General features: G+C 69.7%; 18 protein-coding genes. 10 read left to right on the forward strand and 8 right to left on the reverse strand.

Features of this window, described 5'->3' with window-relative positions:
• Positions 1 to 144 precede the first annotated feature (144 nt).
• Positions 145 to 1,419, forward strand: a complete 1,275-nt coding sequence (gene clpX, locus AXZ95_RS09470; RefSeq protein ID WP_018190795.1) for an ATP-dependent Clp protease ATP-binding subunit ClpX — start codon at positions 145 to 147, stop codon at positions 1,417 to 1,419.
• Here clpX and AXZ95_RS09475 read toward each other — a convergent pair.
• Both AXZ95_RS09475 and AXZ95_RS09480 read right to left on the reverse strand, forming a co-directional pair.
• Positions 1,376 to 2,677, reverse strand: a complete 1,302-nt coding sequence (locus AXZ95_RS09475; protein ID WP_018190796.1) for an ion channel protein — start codon at positions 2,675 to 2,677, stop codon at positions 1,376 to 1,378. The genes clpX and AXZ95_RS09475 overlap by 44 nt on opposite strands.
• Positions 2,678 to 2,819: 142 nt before the next feature.
• Complete coding sequence (locus AXZ95_RS09480; protein WP_018190797.1) at positions 2,820 to 4,859, reverse strand: M3 family metallopeptidase; 2,040 nt, start codon at positions 4,857 to 4,859, stop codon at positions 2,820 to 2,822.
• A 119-nt stretch (positions 4,860 to 4,978) separates the two neighbouring features.
• Here AXZ95_RS09480 and AXZ95_RS09485 point away from each other — a divergent pair, with 119 nt between their 5' ends.
• From AXZ95_RS09485 to AXZ95_RS09495, 3 genes are read left to right on the forward strand one after another with little or no spacing between them, the layout of a single operon-like run.
• Positions 4,979 to 5,644, forward strand: a complete 666-nt coding sequence (locus AXZ95_RS09485; protein ID WP_018190798.1) for a helix-turn-helix domain-containing protein — start codon at positions 4,979 to 4,981, stop codon at positions 5,642 to 5,644.
• Positions 5,644 to 6,915 carry an MFS transporter gene (locus AXZ95_RS09490; protein ID WP_018190799.1) on the forward strand — a complete coding sequence of 424 codons (1,272 nt, stop codon included), beginning with the start codon at positions 5,644 to 5,646 and terminating at the stop codon, positions 6,913 to 6,915. Before AXZ95_RS09485 ends, AXZ95_RS09490 begins: the two co-directional genes overlap by 1 nt.
• On the forward strand, positions 6,912 to 7,097 hold the full coding sequence (locus AXZ95_RS09495) for a hypothetical protein (RefSeq protein ID WP_018190800.1): 186 nt from the start codon (positions 6,912 to 6,914) through the stop codon (positions 7,095 to 7,097). The genes AXZ95_RS09490 and AXZ95_RS09495 overlap by 4 nt, the downstream gene beginning before the upstream one ends.
• 21 nt (positions 7,098 to 7,118) lie before the next feature.
• Here the strand turns inward: AXZ95_RS09495 and AXZ95_RS09500 are convergent, their stop codons facing one another.
• The 5 genes from AXZ95_RS09500 to AXZ95_RS09520 all read right to left on the reverse strand — a co-directional run bounded on the left by AXZ95_RS09500 (position 7,119) and on the right by AXZ95_RS09520 (position 12,466).
• Positions 7,119 to 7,385 (reverse strand): hypothetical protein, encoded by a 267-nt coding sequence (locus AXZ95_RS09500; protein ID WP_018190801.1) that lies wholly within the window; start codon positions 7,383 to 7,385, stop codon positions 7,119 to 7,121.
• Positions 7,385 to 7,915, reverse strand: a complete 531-nt coding sequence (locus AXZ95_RS09505; RefSeq protein WP_018190802.1) for a GNAT family N-acetyltransferase — start codon at positions 7,913 to 7,915, stop codon at positions 7,385 to 7,387. Before AXZ95_RS09505 ends, AXZ95_RS09500 begins: the two co-directional genes overlap by 1 nt.
• A gap of 13 nt (positions 7,916 to 7,928) precedes the next feature.
• Positions 7,929 to 8,375, reverse strand: coding sequence for a GNAT family N-acetyltransferase (locus AXZ95_RS09510; RefSeq protein WP_018190803.1), 447 nt, complete (start codon positions 8,373 to 8,375; stop codon positions 7,929 to 7,931).
• Positions 8,372 to 10,990 carry a valine--tRNA ligase gene (gene valS, locus AXZ95_RS09515; RefSeq protein WP_018190804.1) on the reverse strand — a complete coding sequence of 873 codons (2,619 nt, stop codon included), beginning with the start codon at positions 10,988 to 10,990 and terminating at the stop codon, positions 8,372 to 8,374. Before valS ends, AXZ95_RS09510 begins: the two co-directional genes overlap by 4 nt.
• A gap of 153 nt (positions 10,991 to 11,143) precedes the next feature.
• Positions 11,144 to 12,466, reverse strand: coding sequence for an MFS transporter (locus AXZ95_RS09520; protein ID WP_018190805.1), 1,323 nt, complete (start codon positions 12,464 to 12,466; stop codon positions 11,144 to 11,146).
• Between the two features lie 66 nt (positions 12,467 to 12,532).
• Here AXZ95_RS09520 and AXZ95_RS09525 point away from each other — a divergent pair, with 66 nt between their 5' ends.
• The 5 genes from AXZ95_RS09525 (at position 12,533) to ndk (ending at position 19,067) form a co-directional block, all read left to right on the forward strand.
• Positions 12,533 to 13,150: a TetR/AcrR family transcriptional regulator gene (locus tag AXZ95_RS09525; protein ID WP_018190806.1), complete on the forward strand. Its 618-nt coding sequence runs from the start codon at positions 12,533 to 12,535 to the stop codon at positions 13,148 to 13,150.
• 349 nt (positions 13,151 to 13,499) lie between these two features.
• Positions 13,500 to 16,847: an isoleucine--tRNA ligase gene (ileS, locus tag AXZ95_RS09530; protein ID WP_018190807.1), complete on the forward strand. Its 3,348-nt coding sequence runs from the start codon at positions 13,500 to 13,502 to the stop codon at positions 16,845 to 16,847.
• Positions 16,844 to 18,211: a Mur ligase family protein gene (locus tag AXZ95_RS09535; protein ID WP_018190808.1), complete on the forward strand. Its 1,368-nt coding sequence runs from the start codon at positions 16,844 to 16,846 to the stop codon at positions 18,209 to 18,211. The genes ileS and AXZ95_RS09535 overlap by 4 nt, the downstream gene beginning before the upstream one ends.
• Positions 18,208 to 18,648 carry a DUF4233 domain-containing protein gene (locus AXZ95_RS09540; RefSeq protein WP_018190809.1) on the forward strand — a complete coding sequence of 147 codons (441 nt, stop codon included), beginning with the start codon at positions 18,208 to 18,210 and terminating at the stop codon, positions 18,646 to 18,648. The genes AXZ95_RS09535 and AXZ95_RS09540 overlap by 4 nt, the downstream gene beginning before the upstream one ends.
• Positions 18,645 to 19,067 (forward strand): nucleoside-diphosphate kinase, encoded by a 423-nt coding sequence (gene ndk / locus AXZ95_RS09545; RefSeq protein WP_018190810.1) that lies wholly within the window; start codon positions 18,645 to 18,647, stop codon positions 19,065 to 19,067. The genes AXZ95_RS09540 and ndk overlap by 4 nt, the downstream gene beginning before the upstream one ends.
• A 111-nt stretch (positions 19,068 to 19,178) precedes the next feature.
• On the opposite strand, the gene AXZ95_RS09550 is transcribed toward ndk, so the two are convergent.
• Positions 19,179 to 19,796 (reverse strand): vitamin K epoxide reductase family protein, encoded by a 618-nt coding sequence (locus tag AXZ95_RS09550; RefSeq protein ID WP_018190811.1) that lies wholly within the window; start codon positions 19,794 to 19,796, stop codon positions 19,179 to 19,181.
• Positions 19,797 to 20,105: 309 nt separating this feature from the next.
• Between AXZ95_RS09550 and AXZ95_RS09555 the strand changes: the two genes are divergently transcribed.
• Positions 20,106 to 22,709: an Rne/Rng family ribonuclease gene (locus tag AXZ95_RS09555; RefSeq protein ID WP_018190812.1), complete on the forward strand. Its 2,604-nt coding sequence runs from the start codon at positions 20,106 to 20,108 to the stop codon at positions 22,707 to 22,709.
• Positions 22,710 to 22,711 lie beyond the last annotated feature (2 nt).

Raw genomic sequence — 22,711 nt, forward strand, 5'->3', positions numbered from 1 at the left:
GGACGGCCACCCCGTTCGTGTGTCCGGGGAGGCCATCTGCTGTGAGCAGAACCGCCGCGTGAACGAAAACGGCCGGGCTGCGCACCATTGTCGTCCGCACGGGTTAGGCTCGTCAGAACAGACCCGAAGAAGGAGGGGAGAGGGATGGCACGCATCGGGGAAAGCGCCGATCTGCTCAAGTGTTCCTTCTGTGGCAAGAGCCAGAAGCAGGTTCAGCAGCTCATCGCCGGTCCTGGCGTGTACATCTGCGACGAGTGCGTCGAGCTCTGCAACGAGATCATCGAGGAGCGGCTCGCCGAGGCGGGTGAGGAGGCGTCGAGTGAGTTCGACCTTCCGAAGCCCAAGGAGATCTTCGGGTTCCTGGAGGAGTACGTCATCGGCCAGGAGCAGGCCAAGCGCGCTCTGGCCGTCGCGGTGTACAACCACTACAAGCGCGTCCGTGCCCGGCAGAGCCTCACGGCCGCCGACACGATGGACGACGTCGAGATCGCGAAGTCGAACATCCTGCTGATCGGCCCCACCGGCTGTGGCAAGACGTACCTCGCTCAGACGCTGGCCCGGCGCCTCAACGTGCCGTTCGCCGTCGCCGACGCGACCGCCCTCACCGAGGCCGGCTACGTCGGAGAAGACGTCGAGAACATCCTCCTCAAGCTCATCCAGGCCGCCGACTACGACGTCAAGCGCGCCGAGACGGGCATCATCTACATCGACGAGGTCGACAAGATCGCCCGCAAGGCCGAGAACCCGTCGATCACACGCGACGTCTCCGGCGAGGGCGTGCAGCAGGCGCTGCTGAAGATCCTCGAGGGCACGGTCGCCTCGGTCCCGCCGCAGGGCGGCCGCAAGCACCCCCACCAGGAGTTCATCCAGATCGACACGACGAACGTGCTGTTCATCGTGGCCGGCGCCTTCGCCGGACTGGAGGAGATCATCTCCTCGCGTGCCGGCAAGAAGGGCATCGGCTTCGGCGCCCCGCTGCACTCCAAGGGCGACGACATCAACCTCTTCAGCGAGGTGCTGCCGGAAGACCTGCACAAGTTCGGGCTGATCCCGGAGTTCATCGGCCGTCTCCCGGTCGTGACGACGGTGACGCAGCTCGACCAGGAAGCGCTCATGCAGATCCTGACCGAGCCGAAGAACGCCCTGGTCCGCCAGTACCAGCGGATGTTCGAGCTCGACGGCGTTCAGCTGGAGTTCGACCACGCGGCGCTCGAGTCGATCGCCGATCTCGCGGTGCTCCGCAAGACGGGCGCCCGCGGCCTCCGCGCCATCATGGAGGAGGTGCTCGGCCCGATCATGTTCGAGGTGCCGTCCAGCTCCGAAGTGGCTCGTGTGGTCGTGACGAAGGAGGCGGTGCTCGAGAACGCGGCGCCGACTATCGTCCCGCACCGCCCGCGGCGCGAGGAGAAGTCGGCGTAAGCACCGGCTGCTTGATCAGCATCTCCGGCGCCTTCGTCACCAGCAGCCACGCGGGCAGCACGGCGAGGCACAGGATCGGCAAGATGAGCAGGTTCTGCGTGACCGCGACGCCGATGAAGATGGCGATCCAGCCGTCGCGCGCGATCGCCAGGGTCAGCCCGAGCACGCCGGCAGCGACAGCGATCTGAACCGGCACGGCCGGCACGAGCGCGTTCGCGAGCGTCCCGACAGCCGCGCCGATGAACACGGCAGGGAAGATGCGACCGCCGCGGAACCCGGCTCCGGCGGCCACCAGCAGTGCAGCCAGCTTGACCACGAGGATGAGCGCCAGCTGACCCGCCGTGTAGTCGCCCCGCGAGGTCACCAGCTGGTTCATCTGCGTCAGCCCTTTGAAGAGCGTGATGGGTCCGCCGAGCGCCCCCAGGCCTCCCAGCACCGCGCCGCCGATCAGCGTCATCAGCAGCGGGTGGCGGAGGGCGTGGAACCCGCGGTGGACCAGCGGGAACAGATACACCCCGACGAGCCCCACCGCGGTCGCGAGCACCGCGATGATCAGAGCCGCCAGCACATCCCACCCGGTGATCGTCGTATACGCGGGCATCGGGATGGCGAAATGCGGATGCGCCAGGAACGTCATCGTCAGCGAGCCGGCCGCCGCCGAGACCAGCGGCAGGAACAGCTTGTCCCAGAGCGCGCCTCCGCCCTTCACTGCCGCGACCATCCCGGTGAACACCAGGGCCGCGGCGACCGGCGTGCCGAACAGGGCGCCGATGGTGCCGGATGCGGCCATCGTCAGCACCAGCTGCACCGGCACGGCCTTCCACAGGCGACCGACCAGCGCGACCATCAAGCTGATGTTGATGGCGATGATGGGGTTCTCCGGGCCCAGGCTGACACCGCCGGCGAGGCCCAGGACCGCGGCCAGCGCCAGCGACGGCACCACCGCGGGGCGCAGGGGCGGGGCGACGAGCTCGGTCGTCGCAGAGTCGGGGCCCGCGTGGCCCGGTACCAGCCACACCGTCAGCCCGACCGCGGCGCCGGTCACGGTGAGGACGGCGAAGATCCACCACCCCGACGACGGGTCGATGCCGAGGGCTTTCGGGAGATTCGTCCACACGCCGTCCTCGATCAGGCCGGCCAGCGACTCGATCGCCCAGAGGGCGAGGGCGCTGACCACGCCGACGACGACGGCGGGGATGCTGAGGAGGACGAGTTGGCGAACGGACGGCGCTGCGAGTTCCGGCTGCGTGGCGGTCATGGCCACCCCCTCTCGGCAATGCTCAGCGTTCGAATGGGCTCAGCGCTGGACTGGGCTCAGCATTCGACTGGGCTCAGCGCTTGACTGGGCTCAGCGCTCGAATGGGCTCAGCGTAGAGGGTGGCCGGTGAGGCGGGCTAGGCTCAGTTGTCCAGCCCGCGGCGCTTCAGCAGCGGCTCGATCTCGGCGTCGCGGCCCCGGAAGTCGCGGTACGCCTCCAGGGGGTCCTTCGACCCGCCGACGCCCAGCAGCCGCGACCGGAACCGGTCGCCGTTCTCACGCGTGAGGCCGCCGTTCTCGCGGAACCACTCCACCGTGTCGGCGTCCAGCACCTCGCTCCAGATGTAGGAGTAGTACCCGGCGTCGTAGCCGCCCGAGAACGTGTGTGCGAAGTAGGTGCTCGCGTAGCGCGGCGGGACGGCCGGGTTGTCGAGCCCGACATCCGCGAGCGCACGAGCCTCGAACGCCGCGACGTCGTCGACCGTGTCGTCGGCGGTGATCCGGTGCCAGGCCTGGTCGAGCAACGCGGCCCCCAGGTACTCGCTGGTCGCGAAGCCCTGGTTGAAGCCCTCGGCGGCGTGCAGCTTGTCCACGAGCTCCTGCGGCATCCGCTCGCCCGTCTGGAAGTGCACGGCGTAGTTCTCGAGCACCTCCGGCCACAGCATCCACATCTCGTTGACCTGGCTCGGGAACTCGACGAAGTCGCGGAACACGTTCGTGCCGGCGAAGCGTGGATACGTCACCCGGGCGAAGAGGCCTTGCAGCGCGTGCCCGAACTCGTGGAAAAGGGTGTTCGTCTCGTCGTAGGTGAGCAGCGTCGGCTCCCCGGCGGCCGGCTTCGGCACGTTGAGGTTGTTCACGACGACCGTGGGGGTGTCCAGCAGGGCGGACTGCGAGATGAGGGGATTCATCCACGCGCCGCCGCGCTTCGAGTCACGCGTGTAGAGGTCGAGGATGTACAGGCCGAGCTCGGAGCCGTCCTCGTTGCGGGCCTCGAACACGCGGGCGTCGGGGTGGTAGGCGACGAGGTCGGGACGCTCGGTGAAGCTGATGCCGTAGAGCCGGTTCGCCGCGTAGAAGACGCCATCGCGCAGCACGCGCTCCGCCTCGAAGTACGGGCGCATGGCGGCGAAGTCGACGTCGAACTTCTCGGCGCGCACCTTGCCGGTGAGGTAGGCCCAGTCCCAGGCCTCCACGGTCTCGTCGTCGCCGAGCTGGCGTTGCAGGTCCGCCTGCTCGGTGCGGGCGTTGCGCGCCGCCGGCGGTGCCAGGCGGCCCAGCATGTCGGCGACGGCCTCGGGCGTGCGGGCGGTCTCGTCGGCGGTGACGTAGGCGGCGTGCGTGTCGAAGCCGAGGAGGCGTGCGCGTTCGGCACGCAGTCGGGTGATCTCCAGCACTAGATAGCGGTTGTCGTTGTCGCCGCCGCGGATGCCGCGGGCGCGGGATGCGGCCATGATCCGCTCCCGGCTCTCGCGCCGGGTGAGGTCGGCCAGCCACGGGTGGCCGGTGGGCAGGACGAGGGTGACGACGTACTTGCCGTCGAGCCCGCGTTCGGCGGCGGCCTGCGCTGCGGCGGACAGCTCGCCCTCGCCGAGGCCGTCGAGCTCCTCGGCGCTGTCGAAGACGACCGCGAGGTCGTTGGTGTCGGCGAGCAGGTTCTTCTCGAAGCGCGTGGTCAAGGTCGAGAGCCGCTGGTTGTACTCCCGCAGGCGCTCCTTGTCGGCGTCGTCGAGGCCGGCGCCCGCCAGGGTGAACTCGGTGTAGTAACGCTCGACGAGGTACTGCGACTCCGGGTCGAGGCCGAGCTCGTCGAGCTGCTCGTGCAGGGAGGCGATGCGCGCGTAGAGGGCGGGGTTCAGCCGGATGGCGTCCTGGTGGGCGGCCAGGCGCGGTGCCATCTCCTCCTCGAGGGCGTTCGTGAAGTCGGTGCTGTCGCTGGAGCTCTTGTTGAAGAAGACCTCGGCGACGCGCAGGAGCGTCTGACCGGAGCGCTCCAGCGGAAGCATCGTGTTCTCGAAGGTCGCGGCTTCGTCGCTGGCGACGATCGCGTCGATCTCGGCCAGCTGCTCCTCGAAACCGCGCTCGAATGCGGGCCGGTAGTGCTCATCCCGGATCTCGGCGAACGGAGGCAGCTGGTAGGGGAGGGTGCTGGGGGTGAAGAAGGGATTCGCGGTCTCGGCCATTGCTCCAGCCTAGACAACCCCTTGCGCTGAGCAAAGGAACGATTGCAAAGACGGTGTTGCAAAGACAGTATTGCAAAGAACTAGTTGCAAAGAAGTCTTTGCAGTCGTACTCTGGTCACATGACGAACGAGGAACAGCCCGAGCAGACCGCACCCGCTGCCGGCGTCGCGGGCGGCAGCTCCCGCTACGAAGACGCTCTGGGGATGGCGGCGCTGCGTGCGCTCGCCCATCCACTCCGCGTCGAGCTCATGAACGAGCTGTCCGACTTCGGGCCGGCCACCGCGAGCATGCTCGCCGAGCGCCTGGGGGAGTCGAGCGGGGCGACCAGCTACCACCTCCGTCAGCTCGCGAAGCACGACATCATCGTCGAGGACACCGAGCGCGGTTCCGGCCGCGAGCGCTGGTGGCGCATGGCGCCCGGCGGCGTGACCATCGGCTCCGCAGAGACACTGTCGACGCCGGCCGGGCGTGAGGCCAGCGAGCTGATCTCGCTCGGCTGGCAGCAGAACAACGAGCGCCGCCTCGCCTCCTTCCTCCGTCGCGGTCTCGACACGTTCGGGTTCGACTGGATGGAGTCGAGCACCCTGTCGACGTCGCACCAGGAGCTCACGCGCGAGCAGCTGGCCGAGTTCGGCCGCGAGTACTACGTGCTGCAGGAGCGCCTCCGCGAGAAGTGGAAGGCCGAGAACGCCGAGGTTGAGAAGGCCGGAGGCGAGGTCGCCGACCGCAAGCGGGTCCAGATCCAGTTCAACGCGTTCCCGCTGGTGGAGCAGGAGGACCGCTGATGTCCGCATCCACCTCCACGGTTGCCGCGGCGCGCACGCCGCTCGGCGCCGGCTTCGGCCGCTTGTGGACCGCCGCGATCGCCAGCAACCTGGCCGACGGTCTCGGTCGCACGGCCGTCCCGCTGATCGCCACGACCCTGACCCGCGACCCGGCGCTGATCGCGGGCGTCAGCGCCGTGACCTTCCTGCCGTGGCTGCTGTTCGGCATCCCGGCGGGCATGCTGCTCGACCGTGTCGACCGGCGCGTCGCCATGGCCGTGGCCAACTCGCTGCGGTTCGCGGTCGCCGCCGTGCTCGCCATCCTGGTCACCACCGACGCTCTGACGATCTGGCTGCTGTACGCCTGCGTGCTGGCGTTCGGGCTGGGGGAGACCGTCTTCGACAACGCGACCTCGACCGTCGTCCCCGCGCTCGTATCGCGGGATCAGCTGGATCGGGCGAACGGGCGGATGCAGTCGGCCGAGATCACCATCCAGAACTTCATCGCCACCCCGGTCGCGGGCTTCCTGTTCGCCGTGGCCATCGTGCTGCCCGTCTGGCTGACGGGCGCAGGCTTCCTCGTCGCGGGGATGCTGGCGCTGACCATCCCGGCCGCCGCGGCCCATGCGGCTCATCACGGGGAGGGGGGAGCGGCCGAGCCGCGGCCGACGCTCTCCGCGGTCGTCGGCTTCCTCTGGCAGCAGCGGTTCCTGCGGTGGATGATCCTGCTCACGTCGACCACGGCGTCCGCTCTGGCCTTCGCGCAGGGGAGCGTCGTGCTCCTGCTGCTGCAGACGTTCTCGGTGCCGGCCGCCCTGGTCGGCGTTGTGACTGCCGCCGTCGGGGTGGGTGCGCTCGTCGGCGCTCTCGTCTCCAGCCGCTTCGTCGAGCGCTTCGGCCGCGGCCGCGTGATGTTCTGGGCGATCCTCATCAGCGGCGTCGGCATCCTCGGCGTCGGCATCACCGCCAACGTCGTCATCGCGATCGCCGCCTACGCCATCGGCGCGTTCGGCGTCGCCGTCTGGAACGTGCCGTGGGGCGCGCTCCGCCATGCGATCATCCCGAACGCCATGCTCGGGCGCGCACTCGGCATCGTCCGCACGCTCGGCTGGGGGCTGACGCCCATCGCCACCGTCCTGGGCGGCTTCGTCGCCCGCATCGACCTCCGGCTGCCGTTCGTCATCGGCGGCGGGCTGGTGGTCGTCCTGACGCTCGTCGCGTCGCGCCTGATCCTGTCGGCGTCCGTGCAGACGCCGGCCCACGAACCCGTCCCGGAAGGACAACCCTCATGACCGCCGTCCTGGTCACGCCGTACCGCCCGTTCACCCACCGCGTCGCCCTGCGGGTCGGCACCGCCCTCACCGCGTGGGGCGCCCGTCCACTGCCGCGCGGCGTCCGGCACGCCGACCGCGTGGAGCTCATCGAGCGCACGCGCGACGCGGCCGCACACACCCTGCCGCAGCTGCCGCGCTGAGCGGCACGTGCTGACGGCGGGTCAGGCCTCGTCGTAGTCGGACGCATCGGCCTCGATCGTCTGCGTGATCGTGGCCGAGTCCTCCTGGGCGTTGTAACGGATCTCGGTGCCGTCGTCGAGCGTGACGACCGGCTTGCCCTCCAGCCAGGTGAGCGTCCAGCTCCAGCCGGTCGTCTCCACATCGGTGGCGACGAGCTCCTCCTCGACGGTCTGAACGGCGTACGCCACGACCTCCGGCAGGGAGGCGGGAGGCTGCTCGCCGACCGCCCAGCGCGTCCCGAGCTGCATCAGGCGCGTCCCGCCTCGACGCGGGCGGACGCCAGGTCGATCTCGTACGTCACCCAGGACGTCCGGCTCGCGACCTGGTCGTAAAGCTTCTGCGCGGTCGAGTTGTCCTGTGCGGTGATCCACTGCACGACACCGAGCCCGCGCTCCTCGGCGAGGGAACGGGCCTTCTGGATGAGTGCGCCGCCGACCCCCTTGCCGCGCTCCTCCTCGACGACGAACAGGTCGTCCAGGAACAGGCCGCGGTCTCCTTCGAGCGGGCGGGCGAACTCGCGCATGTGGGCGAGCCCGACGATGCGGTCGCCGTCGACGGCGACGTAGCCGTCCTCCTCGTGGTCGTCGGCGGTGAGCCACGACCACAGGACCAGGGCCTTCTGGTCCGTCAGCTGGGTGTCGTAGAACTCGGCGTACTTGGCGTACACATCGAGCCAGGCGAAGAAATCGCCGTCCTTGACCGGTCGAACCTCGATCGACATGGATTCCTCCGTTCGCGTTTCGCGCCCGGTCGCGAGACCGGTGCGTCCTCCGACCATATAACGGTCACGTTCAGGGGACGAGATCGTAGGTGACCCACTTGGTCTTCTCAGCGAACCTGTCGTAGAGGCGCCGAGCGGTCTCGTTGTCCTTCGCCGTGATCCAGCGGACGACCGACAGGCCGCGCTCCTTGGCGCTCTCGCGCAGGGCCTCCAGCAGGGCGGAGCCGGCTCCGGCACCGCGCGCGTCGGGGCTCACGAACAGGTCGTCGAGGTACAGGCCCTTGCTGCCGTCGAGGGGGCGGACGAACTCGCGCACATGCGCCAGGCCGATCGGCGTGTCCTCCTCGTCGACGGCGAAGTACGCCTCCAGCTCGTTGTCCGGGTCCGAGATCCAGCTCCACACGAGCAGAGCCTTCTCGTCGGTGACCGGTCGCTCGTAGAAGTCGCCGTAGCCTGCGTACAGGTCGAGCCAGGTGAAGAACTCGTTGTCTCCTACGCGCCGGACCGTCGCCGTCATCGTTCCTCCTCGCTCGGGGCTGCGGCGAGCAGGATATCGGTCACCTGCAGCTCGTCGGCGGAGGCGAACCGCAGGTCGGCGATTCTGCCCACAGAGCGGAGGTCGCCCGCGCCGGACTCGACAGCCGCGATCTCGTCGGCCGGGCCGGCGATGACGGCCGAGTCCACCGGCGTGCGCTGAGACGCCTTCGCGGCCGTCTTGGCGCCGCGGATGCCCGTCAGGGCGCGTCCGACGATGGCGAGGACCTCGCGGTCCGCGCTCCAGTCGAGCGCCACCTCCCGGGCCTCGGGCCACGGCGCCACGTGCACCGAGCCCTCCTCGGACCAGCTCCACGCCTCCTCGGCCGCGAACGGCAGCACGGGGGCGAACAGCCGGAGGAACGTGGAGAGCGCGACCCGGAGGGCGACGACGGCGGAGGCCTGCTCTGCGCCGGCCTCGCCGTACGCGCGCTCCTTCACGAGCTCCAGGTAGTCGTCGCAGAACGTCCAGAAGAACGGCTCGACGATCTCCAGCGCCCGCGAGTGCTCGTAGTTGTCGAGCGCGGCCGTCGCGTCCGCCACGACCCCGGCGAGGTTCTGCAGCATGCTGCGGTCGAGCGGGCTGGTCACCCGGTCGAGGTCGAGCGACTCGGGCGCGTCGAAGCCGAGGATGAACTTCGCCGCGTTGAGCAGCTTGATCGCCAGGCGACGGCCGATCTTGATCTGCGTCGGGTTCTGCGGATCGAACGCCGCGTCGGTGCCGAGCTTGCTGGAGGCCGCCCAGTACCGCACCGCGTCGGAGCCGTGCCGCTCGAGGATGTCGGCGGGCGTCACCACGTTGCCCTTCGACTTCGACATCTTCTTGCGGTCGGGGTCGACGATGAAGCCGGAGAGGGCGGCGTTGCGCCACGGAGCCACGTCCGCCTCCAGCTTCGCCCGCAGCAGGGTCGAGAACAGCCAGGTGCGGATGATGTCCTGCCCCTGGGGCCGCAGGTCGTACGGGAAGACGGCGTCGAACAGTTCCGGGTCGCGCTGCCACCCGCCCGCCAGCTGCGGGGTGAGGGAGGACGTCATCCACGTGTCCATCACGTCGTGCTCGCCGACGAAGCCGCCGGCCTGGCCGCGCTGCGCCTCGTCGAAGCCGGGCGCGGTGTCCGAGGACGGGTCGACCGGCAGCATCTCCTCCGTCGGGAGGATCGGCTCGTCGAACAGGGGGTTGCCGACCGCGTCGAGCGGGTACCAGACCGGGATCGGCACACCGAAGAAGCGCTGGCGCGAGATCAGCCAGTCGCCGGTGAGGCCGTTGACCCAGTTCTCGTAGCGAATGCGCATGAAGTCGGGGTGCCAGTCGATCTCGCGGCCCAGCTCGATGAGGCGGGCGCGCAGCACCTCGTCGCGGGCACCGTTCTTCACGTACCACTGGCGGGTGGAGACGATCTCGAGCGGCTTGTCGCCCTTCTCGAAGAACTTCACCGGGTGCTGGATGGGCTTGGGCTCGCCCTCGAGGTCGCCGGAGGCGCGCAGCAGCTCCACGACCGCCTGCTTCGCCGAGAACACGGTCTTGCCGGCCAGCTGGGCGTAGGCCTCCCTGCCGGCCTCCGACGTGATCGCCGCGGGCGGCTCGGGGAGGATGCGGCCGTCGAAGCCGATGATCGCCCGGTTCGGGAGGTCGAGCTCGCGCCACCAGGTGACGTCGGTGACATCGCCGAAGGTGCAGATCATGGCGATGCCCGATCCCTTGTCCGGCTGGGCCAGGTGGTGGGCGACGACCGGCACCTCGACATCGAACAGCGGGGTGCGGACGGTCGTGCCGAACAGCGGCTTGTATCGCTCGTCGTCGGGATGCGCCACCAGCGCCACACAGGCGGGAAGCAGCTCGGGGCGGGTGGTCTCGATGTGGACAGGGCCATCGGTGCCGTGGAAGGCGACGCGGTGGTAGGCGCTCGGCTGCTCGCGGTCCTCCAGCTCGGCCTGGGCGACGGCGGTGCGGAAGGTGATGTCCCACAGGGTCGGCGCCTGCGCCTGGTACGCCTCACCGCGCGCGATGTTGCGGAGGAAGGCCAGCTGGGAGGTGCGGATCGAGTCGCGCCCGATGGTGCGGTAGGTCTGCGACCAGTCGACGGAGAGGCCGAGGGTGCGCCAGAGCGCCTCGAACTGCTTCTCGTCCTCCTCGGTCAGCCGCTCGCACAGCTCGATGAAGTTGCGGCGCGAGATCGGCTTCTGGTCGGCGGCCTTCGTGCTCTTGTTGTCGCCGCCCTCGAACGGCGGCTGGAAGTCCGGCTCGTAGGGGAGCGACGGGTCGCAGCGCACGCCGTAGTAGTTCTGCACCCGGCGCTCGGTGGGCAGGCCGTTGTCGTCCCATCCCATCGGATAGAACACCTTCTTGCCGCGCATGCGGTGGAAGCGTGCGATCACGTCGGTGTGGGTGTAGCTGAAGACGTGGCCGATGTGCAGCGACCCGGAGGCCGTCGGCGGCGGGGTGTCGATCGAGTACACGCTGTCGCGGCCGGCCGCGAGGGCGGCGTCACGGTCGAACAGGAAGGTGCCGTCGTGCTGCCAGCGGTCACCCCACTTCGACTCGAGACCCTCCAGTGCGGGCTTGTCCGGTACGCGAGCGGCGGGCGTGTTCTCGCTCATAGGGGTCCTCCGAGTCGATATGTGCGGCACCGTGTCCACGGGGTGCCTGAGTGTGGGATCCCCTCCAGAGTACCGAACCTCGGGTACAAACGCGTCAGCACGGCACCCGGCCGGGTGTCCGGCCGGGTGTCAGACCTCGCGTCAGACCGTGCGTCAGACCTCGTCGATAATCGGCTTCCGGCGCGCGGCGAGCAGGGCCGCGACCAGGGTGATCGCCGACATGACCGCGAGCACGATGCCCGGGTGCCACCAGGCGTTGCCGGTGGCCTTGCCGAAGATGAGCGTGAGCGCCGGGACGAACGACGTGAGCAGCGCCGCGAGGCTGTAGGCGACCGACAGGCCGCTGTAGCGCACCTCGCTTGGGAAGAGGTCCGACATCAGCCCGCCGAGCCCCGCCCACGACAGGGTGGGCAGGATGCCGCCGATGATCATGCTGCCCACGAGGATCGCGAACGACGCGGACTGCAGCAGGAAGTACATCGGGAAGGCGACGATCAGCGTTCCGACCGCACCGATGGCGACGACCTTCGCCGAACCGATCCGCGTCGCCCAGAGGCCGAAGAGCGGGATGGTGACCAGCTGCAGCAGACCGCCGATGGTCGTGGCGACCAGCAGATCCTGGTACTTGAAGCCCAGCACCGACGTGCCGTAGTCGACCATGTAGGTGTTCATCAGCGAGTACGAGCCGATACCGAGGACGGCGGCGCCGATCCCGATGAAGAAGCCCGAAGGCGCCTTGCGGAACACGTCGATCACCGGGAAGCGGTCGCGCGTTCCCGTCTCGAGCAGCTTGCGGAACACCGGCGTCTCGTCGATCGACCACCGTAGGTAGAGCGAGACGAGCAGCAGCGGGAACGCCGTCAGGAAGGGGATGCGCCATCCCCAGGCCGCGATGTCCGCGGTCGACATGGTGAGGGTGAGGACGATGAATACCACCGCGCTCAGGATGGAGCCGACCGGCGAGCCCAGCTGGGGGAGAGCCGCGTAGAAGCCGCGCCGCTTCGGGTTGGCGTACTCGGTGGCCAGCAGGATGGAGCCGCCCCACTCGCCGCCGACCGAGAAGCCCTGCAGCAGACGCAGCAGCACGATCGCGATCGCTCCGAACCATCCGGCCGCCGCGTAGGTCGGGAGCAGTCCGACCAGGCCGGTGCTCAATCCCATGATGAGGATGGTGATGAGCAGCGTCGGGCGGCGTCCGATCCGGTCGCCCAGGTTGCCGAACACGACAGCGCCGATCGGGCGGATGACGAAACCGGCAGCGATGGCGAGGAACCCGGCCAGCGCTCCACCGAAGGCACCGAGCGGCGCGAAGAACAGAGGGCCGACGAAAAAGGCCGCGAAGTACGCGTAGAGGTAGAAGTCGTACGACTCGAGCGCCGTGCCGACGAACGAGGCGATGGTGACGCGGCGTGCGGTGCCGGGGGTGATGCCCGGGCGGTCGGTCTCGCTGCGGACGGGGCTGGTGGTGGTTGTCACGGGTGTCCTTCAGAACGGATTAATATGTGGACCGGGTCCAATAATGGCACGAGAGAGGAACGCACGATGGCGCTGCCGCATTCCCCGCGCTCGTCCGGCTCCGGTCGGCCGCGCTCCTCGTCCCGCGAAATGCTGGCCGAGGCGGCCGCCGAGCTCTTCCTCGAGCAGACGTACACCGGCACCACGGTCGACGACATCGCGCGCCGCGCCGGCGTCAGCCGGGCCACCTTCTTCAACTACTTCGGCTCCAAGAGCGCCCTGCTGTGGCTGGAGGTGGATGAGGCGCTCGCCGCATTCGACACGACACTCGCGTCCGTCCCGACCGAGCTGGAGCCGATGGATGCGGTGCTCGACGCGGTCACGCGCCTCGCCGACACCTTCGGCCCCGGGCGGCTGCCGCTCGCGGTGACCCAGGTGGAGCTGATGGGAACCGACGCGGAACTGCAGGCCTCCGCACTCCCGCGGTTCCTCGCGCTCGTCCGCAGCCTCCAGGCGTTCATCGCTTCCCGCGCGGCGCTCGGCGCCGACGCGCTCCTCCCGCGCGCCGCCGCCACCGCGGTCGTCGGAGCGGCCGTCTCGGCCGCAACCGCGTGGGCGCGCGCCGGCGTCCGCCGAGGGGCCCTAACCCCGCTCGTCCGGACGGCCGTCGCGCCGGTCTGCCGCGGCTACGCCTCCGCCCTCTGAGGTGCTCGGCCCCTCGCGATGCACTTCGTCGCGAAGTGCAGGTAGTTGCGGTCTCGGACGGCGTGTCGACCGCAACAAGGTGCACTTCACGGAAAGCCGGACGCGGAGGGGCGTGGAGCGGATAAGATGGAGGGCACAGACATGGATCCGGGTATCGCCGGGGAGTCTTCGGAAGAACGGCGGACGCGCGAGCGGCGCTCAGTAGAACCGAACGGGGCCGGCCCGTCACAGCCGAAGAATGAGAGGCCCTTTCCGCCACCGGCGGCGGGTGGGGCAAGCGGGGTGGTACCGCGACGGGCGTGCGAGCGTCCGGCGTCCTCGTCCAGCACGAGAACCTGCCAGGAGTGAGATGCCGTACCCCAAGTCCGCGCCGGACTCGCCGCACGACGGCGAGCAGCGCCCCGACGTCACGCCGAGTCCCGTCTTCCCGGAGATCGAGACCGACGTCCTGAAGTTCTGGGACAAGGACGGGACCTTCCGCGCCTCCATCGACAACCGCGCCGACGCCGAGGAGTGGGTCTTCTACGACGGCCCGCCGTTCGCCAACGGCCTCCCGCACTACGGCCACCTGCTCACCGGGTACGCGAAGGACGTCTTCCCGCGCTTCCAGACGATGCGCGGCAAGAAGGTGGAGCGCCGCTTCGGCTGGGACACCCACGGTCTGCCCGCGGAGCTCGAGGCGGAGCGGCAGCTGGGCATCACCGACAAGAGCCAGATCGAGGATATGGGTCTCGCCGCGTTCAACCAGGCGGCGAAGGACTCGGTGCTGCGGTACACCCGCGAATGGCGCGAGTACGTCACCCGCCAGGCGCGCTGGGTCGACTTCGACAACGACTACAAGACACTCGACACCACGTACATGGAGTCGGTGATCTGGGCGTTCAAGCAACTCCACGAGATGGGCCTCGCCTACGAGGGCTACCGTGTGCTGCCGTACTGCTGGCGCGACCAGACCCCGCTGTCGAACCATGAGCTGCGGATGGACGACGACGTCTACAAGATGCGTCAGGACCAGACCGTGACGGTCACCTTCCCCCTCGTCGGCGAGAAGGCAGAGGTGCTCGGGCTCACCGGCGTGCGCGCCCTCGCGTGGACGACGACGCCGTGGACGCTGCCCACCAACTTCGCGCTCGCGGTCGGCCCCGACATCGAGTACGCCGTGCTGCCCTCAGGCCCGAACGGCGCCGCCGATTCCAACGGCGGACCGGACCAGGAAGTCCTGAGCGGCCGTTACCTGCTGGCGAAGGATCTCGTCGGCAACTACGCCAAGGACCTCGGCTACGAGTCGCCGGCCGATGCGGTGGCGGCGATCACCGGGACGCTGCGCGGTTCCGAGCTCGCGGACGTCGAGTACGACCGGCTCTGGGACTACTACGCCGACACCGAGAAGTGGGGCACGCAGAACGCGTGGCGCATCCTCGTCGACGACTACGTCACGGTCGAGGACGGCACCGGCATCGTGCACCAGGCGCCCGCCTACGGCGAGGACGACCAGCGCGTGACCGAGAAGGCCGGCATCCCGGTCATCATCTCGGTGGACGACGGCGGACGCTTCCTCCCGGACGTGCCCGACGTCGTCGGCCTGCAGGTGTTCGACGCGAACAAGCCGCTGACCCGCCTGCTCAAGGAGCGGGGCCGGCTGCTGCGCCAGGCGAGCTACGAGCACTCGTACCCGCACTGCTGGCGCTGCCGCAATCCCCTCATCTATAAGGCGGTGTCGAGCTGGTTCGTCCGCGTCACCGACTTCCGCGACCGGATGGGCGAGCTCAACCAGCAGATCACCTGGGTGCCCGAGAACGTCAAGGACGGCCAGTTCGGCAAGTGGCTCGCCGGCGCCCGCGACTGGTCGGTGTCGCGCAACCGCTACTTCGGATCGCCCATCCCGGTCTGGAAGAGCGACGACCCGGCCTACCCGCGGGTCGACGTCTACGGGTCGCTCGAAGAGCTGGAGCGCGACTTCGGCCGCCTTCCCCTGAACGCCGCGGGCGAGCCGGATCTGCACCGCCCGTTCATCGACGAGCTCACGCGCCCGAACCCGGACGACCCGACCGGCCGGTCCACGATGCGCCGCATCCCGGACGTGCTGGACGTGTGGTTCGACTCCGGGTCGATGCCGTTCGCGCAGGTGCACTACCCGTTCGAGAACCGCGACTGGTTCGACAGCCACAACCCGGCCGACTTCATCGTCGAGTACATCGGGCAGACGCGCGGCTGGTTCTACCTGCTGCACACGCTCGCGACGGCACTGTTCGACCGCCCGGCCTTCAAGAACGTCATCAGCCACGGCATCGTGCTCGGCAGCGACGGCCAGAAGATGTCGAAGTCGCTCCGCAACTACCCGGACGTCAACGAGGTCTTCGACCGCGACGGCTCCGACGCGATGCGCTGGTTCCTGATGTCGAGCCCCGTGTTGCGCGGAGGCAACCTGGTGGTCACCGAGGAGGGCATCCGCGAGGGCGTCCGCCAGGTGCTGCTGCCGCTGTGGAACACCTGGTACTTCTTCTCGCTGTACGCCAACGCGTCCGGATACGAGGCGAAGCGCTCCACCGCGTCCACCGACGTGCTCGACCGCTACCTGCTCGCCAAGACGCGCGACCTGGTGGAGGCGGTGACCGCCGACCTGGATGCCCTGGACTCGACCCTCGCCGCCGCCAAGCTGCGCGACTTCGCCGACGTGCTCACCAACTGGTACGTGCGCCGCTCGCGCGACCGGTTCTGGGAGGGCGTCAGCGAGGACGGCAGCGGTACCGAGGCCTTCGACACGCTTTACACCGTGCTCGAGACCGTGACCCGCGTCGCCGCGCCCCTCCTGCCGCTCGTCAGCGAGCGCATCTGGAAGGACCTCACCGGCGGCCGCAGCGTCCACCTCACCGACTGGCCGGAGGCCGCCGAGTTCCCGGCGGACGACGCCCTGGTGGATGCGATGGACCGCATCCGCGCCATCAGCTCCACCGCGCTGTCGCTGCGCAAGCAGGCAGGCAAGCGTGTCCGGCTGCCGCTCGCCTCGCTCACCGTCGTGGCGCACGACGCCGCCGCGCTCGCCCGGTTCGAGGGCATCCTGCGCGACGAGCTCAACGTGAAAGCGGTCGAGCTGGTCGAGCTGCAGGACGACAGCGCTGCGCACTACGGCATCACGAGCAAGCTGACCGTGAACGCCCGCGCGGCCGGTCCGCGACTCGGCAAGCAGGTGCAGCAGGTCATCCAGGCCGCCCGGGCAGGCGACTGGTCGGAGACCGACGGTGTCGTCACCGTCGGCGGGGTTGAACTGGTCGAGGGGGAGTACGACCTGGTGCTCGAGACCGCGTCGGACGGCGACGGGACCTCGGCCCTGGCGCTGCTCGCCGGCGGCGGGTTCGTCCTGCTCGACACCGCGACGACCCCGGAGCTCGAGGCGGAGGGGCTTGCGCGCGACATCATCCGTGCCGTGCAGGACACCCGGAAGGCGGCCGGACTCGACGTCAGCGACCGTATCCGGCTCGCCCTGACGTTCGAGCACGAGGACGACGCGCGCGCGCTCGACCTCGCCGGAGACGTCGACATCGCTACCGAGACGCTGGCTCTGGCGGTGCAGGTGTCGGCCGCGGGAGCATCGACACCGGAGCAGCCCGCGTACGAGCAGCAGTTCGGCGCCGGACAGTTCGCCAACGCCGGGGCGTTCACCGTCGGCGTCACCAAGCTGAACGAGGAGGAGTCGTGACCGACGAGGACGACTACCGCGACCGCGCTGAGGCCGTCTACCAGGCGCTGCTCGCCCGCGTCGGCGAGGGAGCGCCAGAACGGCGGCTCGACGCCACCCGCCGTGCGGTGGAGCTGCTGGGCGACCCGCAGCGCGCGTACCCGATCATCCACGTCACCGGCACCAACGGGAAGACGTCCACCAGCCGCATCGCCGAGAGCCTGCTGCGTGCCTACGGGCTCCGCACCGGACTGCTCACGAGCCCCCACCTGGTGCGCTTCAACGAGCGCATCGTGATCGACGGCGAGCCGATCGAGGACGAGGCGCTCGTGCGCAACTGGGAGGACATCAGCCCGTACCTGGAGATCGTGGATGCGGAGCTGACGGAGGCGGGCAAGGCACCGCTGACGTTCTTCGAGGCGTTGACGGCCCTGGCCTTCGCCGCGTTCGCCGACGCCCCCGTCGACGTCGCGGTGATCGAGGTCGGCATGGGCGGCGAGTGGGACTCCACCAACGTCGGGGACGGCCAGGTGGCCGTATTCACCCCGATCGCCCTCGACCACACCAAGGCGCTCGGCGACACCGTCGAGGAGATCGCGCGCACCAAGTCCGGCATCGTGAAGCCGTCGGCCGACGTCGTGTCGTCGGCGCAGACTCCCGAGGCCGACCGGGTGCTGCGGGATGCCGCGCTGCTCACCGAGTCGACCTTCGCCGAGCAGCCGGGCGACTTCGATGTCGCATCGACCCGGGTCGCCGTCGGCGGACAGCTGGTGACGGTGCGTGGACGCGCGGCGACCTACGAGGACGTCTTCCTCCCGCTGTACGGAGACCACCAGGCGCAGAACGCCGCCGTCGCCGTTGCAGCGGTGGAGACGTTCCTCGGGCGCGGGACCCAGCCGCTCAATCCCGCCCTCGTCGAAGAGGGGTTCGCCACGGCCACGTCGCCCGGCCGCCTGCAGCTGATCGGCATCGAGCCGAGCATCCTCGTCGACGCCGCGCACAATCCCGCCGGCGCCGCGGTGCTGGCCGAGGCGCTCCGCAGCTACTTCGACTTCGACGAGATCACCTTCGTCGTCGGCATCCTGGGCGACAAGGATGCGCGCGGCGTCATCCGAGCGCTCGCGCCGGTCGCCACGCAGTTCTTCGTCACGCGTCCCGACTCGGACCGGGCGCGGGAGGCGGAGGACCTCGGCGAGCTGGTGCGCGAGGAGGTGGGCGACGAGGCGACCATCGTCTACTCGGATCCGATCGACGCGCTCGAGTCCGCCCGAGACTGGGCGGGCGAGGAGGGCCGCCGCGCGGTCGTCGTGGCCGGCAGCATCGTGCTGGTCGGCCAGGCCATGGCCTACGCCGCGGAGCAGGAGTGGAAGAAGGCGGCGACGTGACCGACGCCGGATCCGCGGGCGACGCGCCCGAGCAGCCCGCGAGCCAGGAGCGCGCCGGCCGCCCACGTCGTCAGCGATCGCTCCGCGAGCTCCTCGGGTCGATCGTCCTCGGCTTCGAGCTGCTCGTCGTCTTCCTCGGCGCGCTCGTGCTGTTCGGCCTGGGCTCGCTGCCCGCCGGCGTCGCACTGGGCGGGGGAGCGGCGCTCATCGTGCTGATGATCGTCGCGATCGGGCTGCTGCGGAACACCGTCGGCGTCGTCCTCGGCTGGATCGTCCAGGTCGTCATCGTCGCGGCCGGCCTCCTCGTCCCCGCCTTCTTCATCGTCGGCGCGATCTTCACCGCCATGTGGGCGTACTGCATGATCGCCGCCGCACGCATCGACCGAAACAACCGGGCCGCGGCTGCCGCGGCCGACAATGGAACGGAGAACCCATGACCAGTGCCGTCGAAGAGACCCTCGTCCTCATCAAGCCGGATGGAGTGGCCCGCGGGCTGACCGGCGAGATCCTGCGCCGGATCGAGGCGAAGGGCTACTCGCTCGTCGACCTGCGGATGCTGCAGGCCGACCGCGACCTGCTCGCGCAGCACTACGCCGAGCACGAGGGCAAGCCGTTCTACGAGCCGCTGGTCGAGTTCATGGAGTCGGGCCCGATCGTGGCCATCCGCCTGGCGGGCAACCGCGTGATCGAGGGCTTCCGCTCCCTCGCCGGCGCCACCGACCCGACGACCGCGCTCCCGGGCACCATCCGCGGCGACCTCGCCCGCGACTGGGGCCTCAAGGTGCAGCAGAACCTCGTGCACGGCTCCGACTCGCCCGAGTCGGCACAGCGCGAGCTCGGTCTCTGGTTCGGCTGAGCCGACAGCTACACGAAAGGGAGGCGCCCCCGGCCGCTACGGCCCCGGGCGCCTCCTTTTCGCGCATTCACCGGCGTGCCGGGTCGGATGCTCCTCCGTTTCAGGCGCCGATCAGACGAAGGCGCGGTGGATCCAGTCGAGCTGGATCTGAGCAAGGATCGCGACGATCGCGTAGCAGACGATGGTGATCAGCGGCACCCAGCCGTACAGGGTGCGGAACACGCGACGAGCGCGCTCCGGCACCGGGATGTTGCCCTCCTTGAGGTTGTAGAGGGTCACCGCCCAGAAGGTGGGGATGGTCACGAGCCAGGTCACCATGCACCACGGGCACAGCACGTTGAGCACGGTGATGGACTGGGTGATCAGGAAGATCACGAGCACCAGCGCGAGCAGCACGCCCACGTTGAACGCGATCCAGTACCAGCGGGCGAAGCGCGCACGATTCGCCAACAGGCCCGCGCCGACGGCGATCGTGGCCGTCCAGCCGCCGAGACCGAGGATCGGGTTCGGGAAGCCGAGCAGCGATCCCTGCCAGGAGTTGAGGTTCTTGGCGCACCCGACGAGAACGGAGAAGTTGCAGGAGAGCTGCGCGTTCGGATCTTCCAGGAGGTGGAACTTGTCCACGGTGAGCATGAACGCCGCCCAGACTCCGATGAGTCCGGCGACGATCAGGAAGACGGCGAGAGCGGTCGGGCGGCGGTAGGAAACCTCGGCGGGGCTGTCTGGCACCCTCGGATTATGGCATGACGTCTGCGTGTCGTCCTGGGAGGAGACTCGGGTGGGCCCGCGCCCGTGCGATAATCGTTGCAGCAGTCGTCCCGGCCGAGGCCGGGAGCACCGACAGAAGGCTTGAGGGCGCCCAGAGCGTCCGTGAAAAATGCCGGCCGTGATGGCCGGTGGAGAACATGAGCCGGATGCAGGCCGCGCCACGAGCCCGGCGGTATCCGAACAGGATTGAGGGAGGCGCCGCTCGCGCCGCCTCCCGACGGAGAGACCCGGTGAGCGGGCAACCGCCACCGGTCGAGGAGTGCACCAGCGATGGTGGATAACGAAAATATCGACAACACGGACAACAACGAGACGGAGACGGGAGGACGGAAGCGCAAAGGGCTCTTCGGCGCACGACGCGTCGTGAAGAAGCCCTTCCAGGCCGCACAGGCCGACGCGTTCCCGCCTTCCTCCGGACAGATAGCGGCCGAGCAGGCCGCCGGCGAGCCCACCGCCGAGCAGACGGTCGCCGAGCCCGAAGCGTCACAGGCTGCCACCGTCGAGGAGACGGCGCCCGCCGCCGGTGAGGCCGCGGCACAGCCCGCCCTCGCCGCCGACGGCGTGCAGCCCGCGGCGGGCCTCGAGCCGCCGGCGCTCCCGGACAAGCACGGCGAGGCGGAGGCGCCGGTCGTCGGCGCCGCCGCGCCCGGCCTGCCCCCGACGACCCTGCTCTTCCAGGCGCCGGACGTCCTGCCGCTTCCGCCGCTCCCCGAGGGCGACGAGGAGCCGGCCGGCGGTGTCCGCCGTCGGTCCCGCCGCCGCGCGGGCGAGTCGCGCGACAACGCCAACGACCCGGCCAACACCGTCGTCAAGGTGCGCACGCCGCGCGAGCCCGAGCTCATCACCGAGCCGCAGAAGGTCAAGGGGTCCACGCGTCTCGAGGCGAAGAAGCAGCGCCGCCGCGACGGTCGCGACGCCGGCCGTCGCCGTCCGGTCATCACCGAGGCCGAGTTCCTGGCCCGGCGCGAGTCGGTCGACCGGCAGATGGTCGTCCGCTCGAAGGGTGGCCGCATCCAGATCGGCGTGCTCGAGGACAAGGTGCTCGTCGAGCACTACGTCGCCCGCTCGCAGGAGGCGTCGCTCATCGGCAACGTCTACCTCGGCCGCGTGCAGAACGTGCTCCCCAGCATGGAGGCCGCGTTCGTCGACATCGGCCGTGGCCGCAACGCCGTCCTGTACTCGGGCGAGGTGGACTGGGATGCGGTCGAGACCGGCAACCAGCCGCGCCGCATCGAACTGGCCCTGAAGCCGGGCGACCGCGTGCTCGTCCAGGTCACGAAGGACCCGGTCGGCCACAAGGGCGCCCGTCTCACCAGCCAGATCTCGCTCCCGGGCCGCTACCTCGTGTACGTGCCGGGCGGATCCATGAACGGCATCAGCCGCAAGCTCCCGGACACCGAGCGCTCGCGCCTCAAGAAGATCCTCAAGGAGGTGCTGCCCGAGAACGCGGGCGTGATCGTGCGCACCGCCGCCGAGGGCGCGACCGAGGAGCAGCTGACGCTCGACGTCACCCGCCTGACCTCGCAGTGGGCCGACATCAGCACGCGTGTCGAGACCCAGCAGGCTCCTGCTCTCCTGCACAGCGAGCCGGACCTCCTGATCAAGATCATCCGCGACGTCTTCAACGAGGACTTCCAGAAGCTCGTCATCGCCGGCGACGACGCGCGCCAGACGATCGAGAACTACCTCCGCCAGGTCGCCCCCGACCTGCTCGACCGCGTCGAGCCGTACACGGGGGAGCGCGACGCGTTCGACGAGTTCCGCATCACGGAGCAGATCGAGAAGGCGCTGGAGCGCAAGGTGTGGCTGCCGTCGGGCGGTTCGCTCGTCATCGACCGCACCGAGGCCATGACCGTCGTCGACGTGAACACCGGCAAGTTCGTCGGCTCGGGCGGCAACCTTGAGGAGACCGTCACCAAGAACAACCTGGAGGCGGCCGAGGAGATCGTCCGTCAGCTCCGGCTGCGCGACATCGGCGGCATCATCGTCGTCGACTTCATCGACATGGTGCTGGAGTCGAACCGCGACCTGGTGCTCCGCCGTCTGGTGGAGTGCCTGAGCCGCGACCGGACGAAGCACCAGGTCGCCGAGGTCACCTCGCTCGGTCTCGTGCAGATGACCCGCAAGAAGCTCGGCCTCGGCCTGTTGGAGACCTTCAGCGAGGCGTGCGAGGTCTGCGCCGGCCGCGGTGTCATCGTCCACCACGACCCGGTCGTCAAGCACCGCCAGCCGCAGCAGCCGCAGAACGAGCGTCGCCGCGGCCGCGGTGGAAGCACCGGCGGCAGCAGCAACGGCGGCTCGAACGGGAACGGCAACGGAAACGGCGGAAACGGCGCAGGCGGCCACAACGGCACGCACGCCATTACCGACGACGCCAAGAACGCGCTGGCCAAGATCGCCGCGTCGACCATCCACCACGACGAGGAGGCGAAGGCGCAGGAGAGCGCCGCGTCGGCCGACGTCGAGCAGATCAGCGTGACCGAGGTGACGCTGACCGAGGTCACCGCCACGAAGAAGCGCCGCCGCAAGGGCAAGGGCGGTGCCGACCGGCAGCAGGCCGAGACCACGCCGTCCGAGGACACGGTCAGCGAGCCCGCGTCGGAGCAGCCGACCGAGGTCTCGGCGGAGGCTGCGCCCGAGGCTGGGGCTTCGGAGCCGTCGGCCGAGCCGATCCTCCCGCTCCTCGACCTCCCGGAGCCGGCGGAGGTGCGGCCGCCCGCGGCGCGTCCGTCGCCGGAGGAGGCCGAGCTCCTGCTCGACTCCGTCCTCGAGGCGCTGCCCGCGCCGAAGGAGCCGGGTCAGGGCCGCAACCGGAGCCGACGCGCGAGCACGGCGGTCATCGCCGGCGGTGAGCTGGCGCCGAAGGGCGAGTAGCC

The organism is Leifsonia sp. 115AMFTsu3.1, assembly GCF_004362795.1.
GTDB lineage: Bacteria > Actinomycetota > Actinomycetes > Actinomycetales > Microbacteriaceae > Leifsonia.

Excerpts from the sequence above, each read along its gene's own strand:
- clpX (WP_018190795.1), top strand. The coding sequence starts at position 145 with ATGGCACGCATCGGGGAAAGCGCCGATCTGCTCAAGTGTTCCTTCTGT.
- AXZ95_RS09475 (WP_018190796.1), bottom strand. The coding sequence starts at position 2,677 with ATGACCGCCACGCAGCCGGAACTCGCAGCGCCGTCCGTTCGCCAACTC.
- AXZ95_RS09480 (WP_018190797.1), bottom strand. The coding sequence starts at position 4,859 with ATGGCCGAGACCGCGAATCCCTTCTTCACCCCCAGCACCCTCCCCTAC.
- AXZ95_RS09485 (WP_018190798.1), top strand. The coding sequence starts at position 4,979 with ATGACGAACGAGGAACAGCCCGAGCAGACCGCACCCGCTGCCGGCGTC.
- AXZ95_RS09490 (WP_018190799.1), top strand. The coding sequence starts at position 5,644 with ATGTCCGCATCCACCTCCACGGTTGCCGCGGCGCGCACGCCGCTCGGC.
- AXZ95_RS09495 (WP_018190800.1), top strand. The coding sequence starts at position 6,912 with ATGACCGCCGTCCTGGTCACGCCGTACCGCCCGTTCACCCACCGCGTC.
- AXZ95_RS09500 (WP_018190801.1), bottom strand. The coding sequence starts at position 7,385 with ATGCAGCTCGGGACGCGCTGGGCGGTCGGCGAGCAGCCTCCCGCCTCC.
- AXZ95_RS09505 (WP_018190802.1), bottom strand. The coding sequence starts at position 7,915 with ATGGTCGGAGGACGCACCGGTCTCGCGACCGGGCGCGAAACGCGAACG.
- AXZ95_RS09510 (WP_018190803.1), bottom strand. The coding sequence starts at position 8,375 with ATGACGGCGACGGTCCGGCGCGTAGGAGACAACGAGTTCTTCACCTGG.
- valS (WP_018190804.1), bottom strand. The coding sequence starts at position 10,990 with ATGAGCGAGAACACGCCCGCCGCTCGCGTACCGGACAAGCCCGCACTG.
- AXZ95_RS09525 (WP_018190806.1), top strand. The coding sequence starts at position 12,533 with ATGGCGCTGCCGCATTCCCCGCGCTCGTCCGGCTCCGGTCGGCCGCGC.
- ileS (WP_018190807.1), top strand. The coding sequence starts at position 13,500 with ATGCCGTACCCCAAGTCCGCGCCGGACTCGCCGCACGACGGCGAGCAG.
- ndk (WP_018190810.1), top strand. The coding sequence starts at position 18,645 with ATGACCAGTGCCGTCGAAGAGACCCTCGTCCTCATCAAGCCGGATGGA.
- AXZ95_RS09555 (WP_018190812.1), top strand. The coding sequence starts at position 20,106 with ATGGTGGATAACGAAAATATCGACAACACGGACAACAACGAGACGGAG.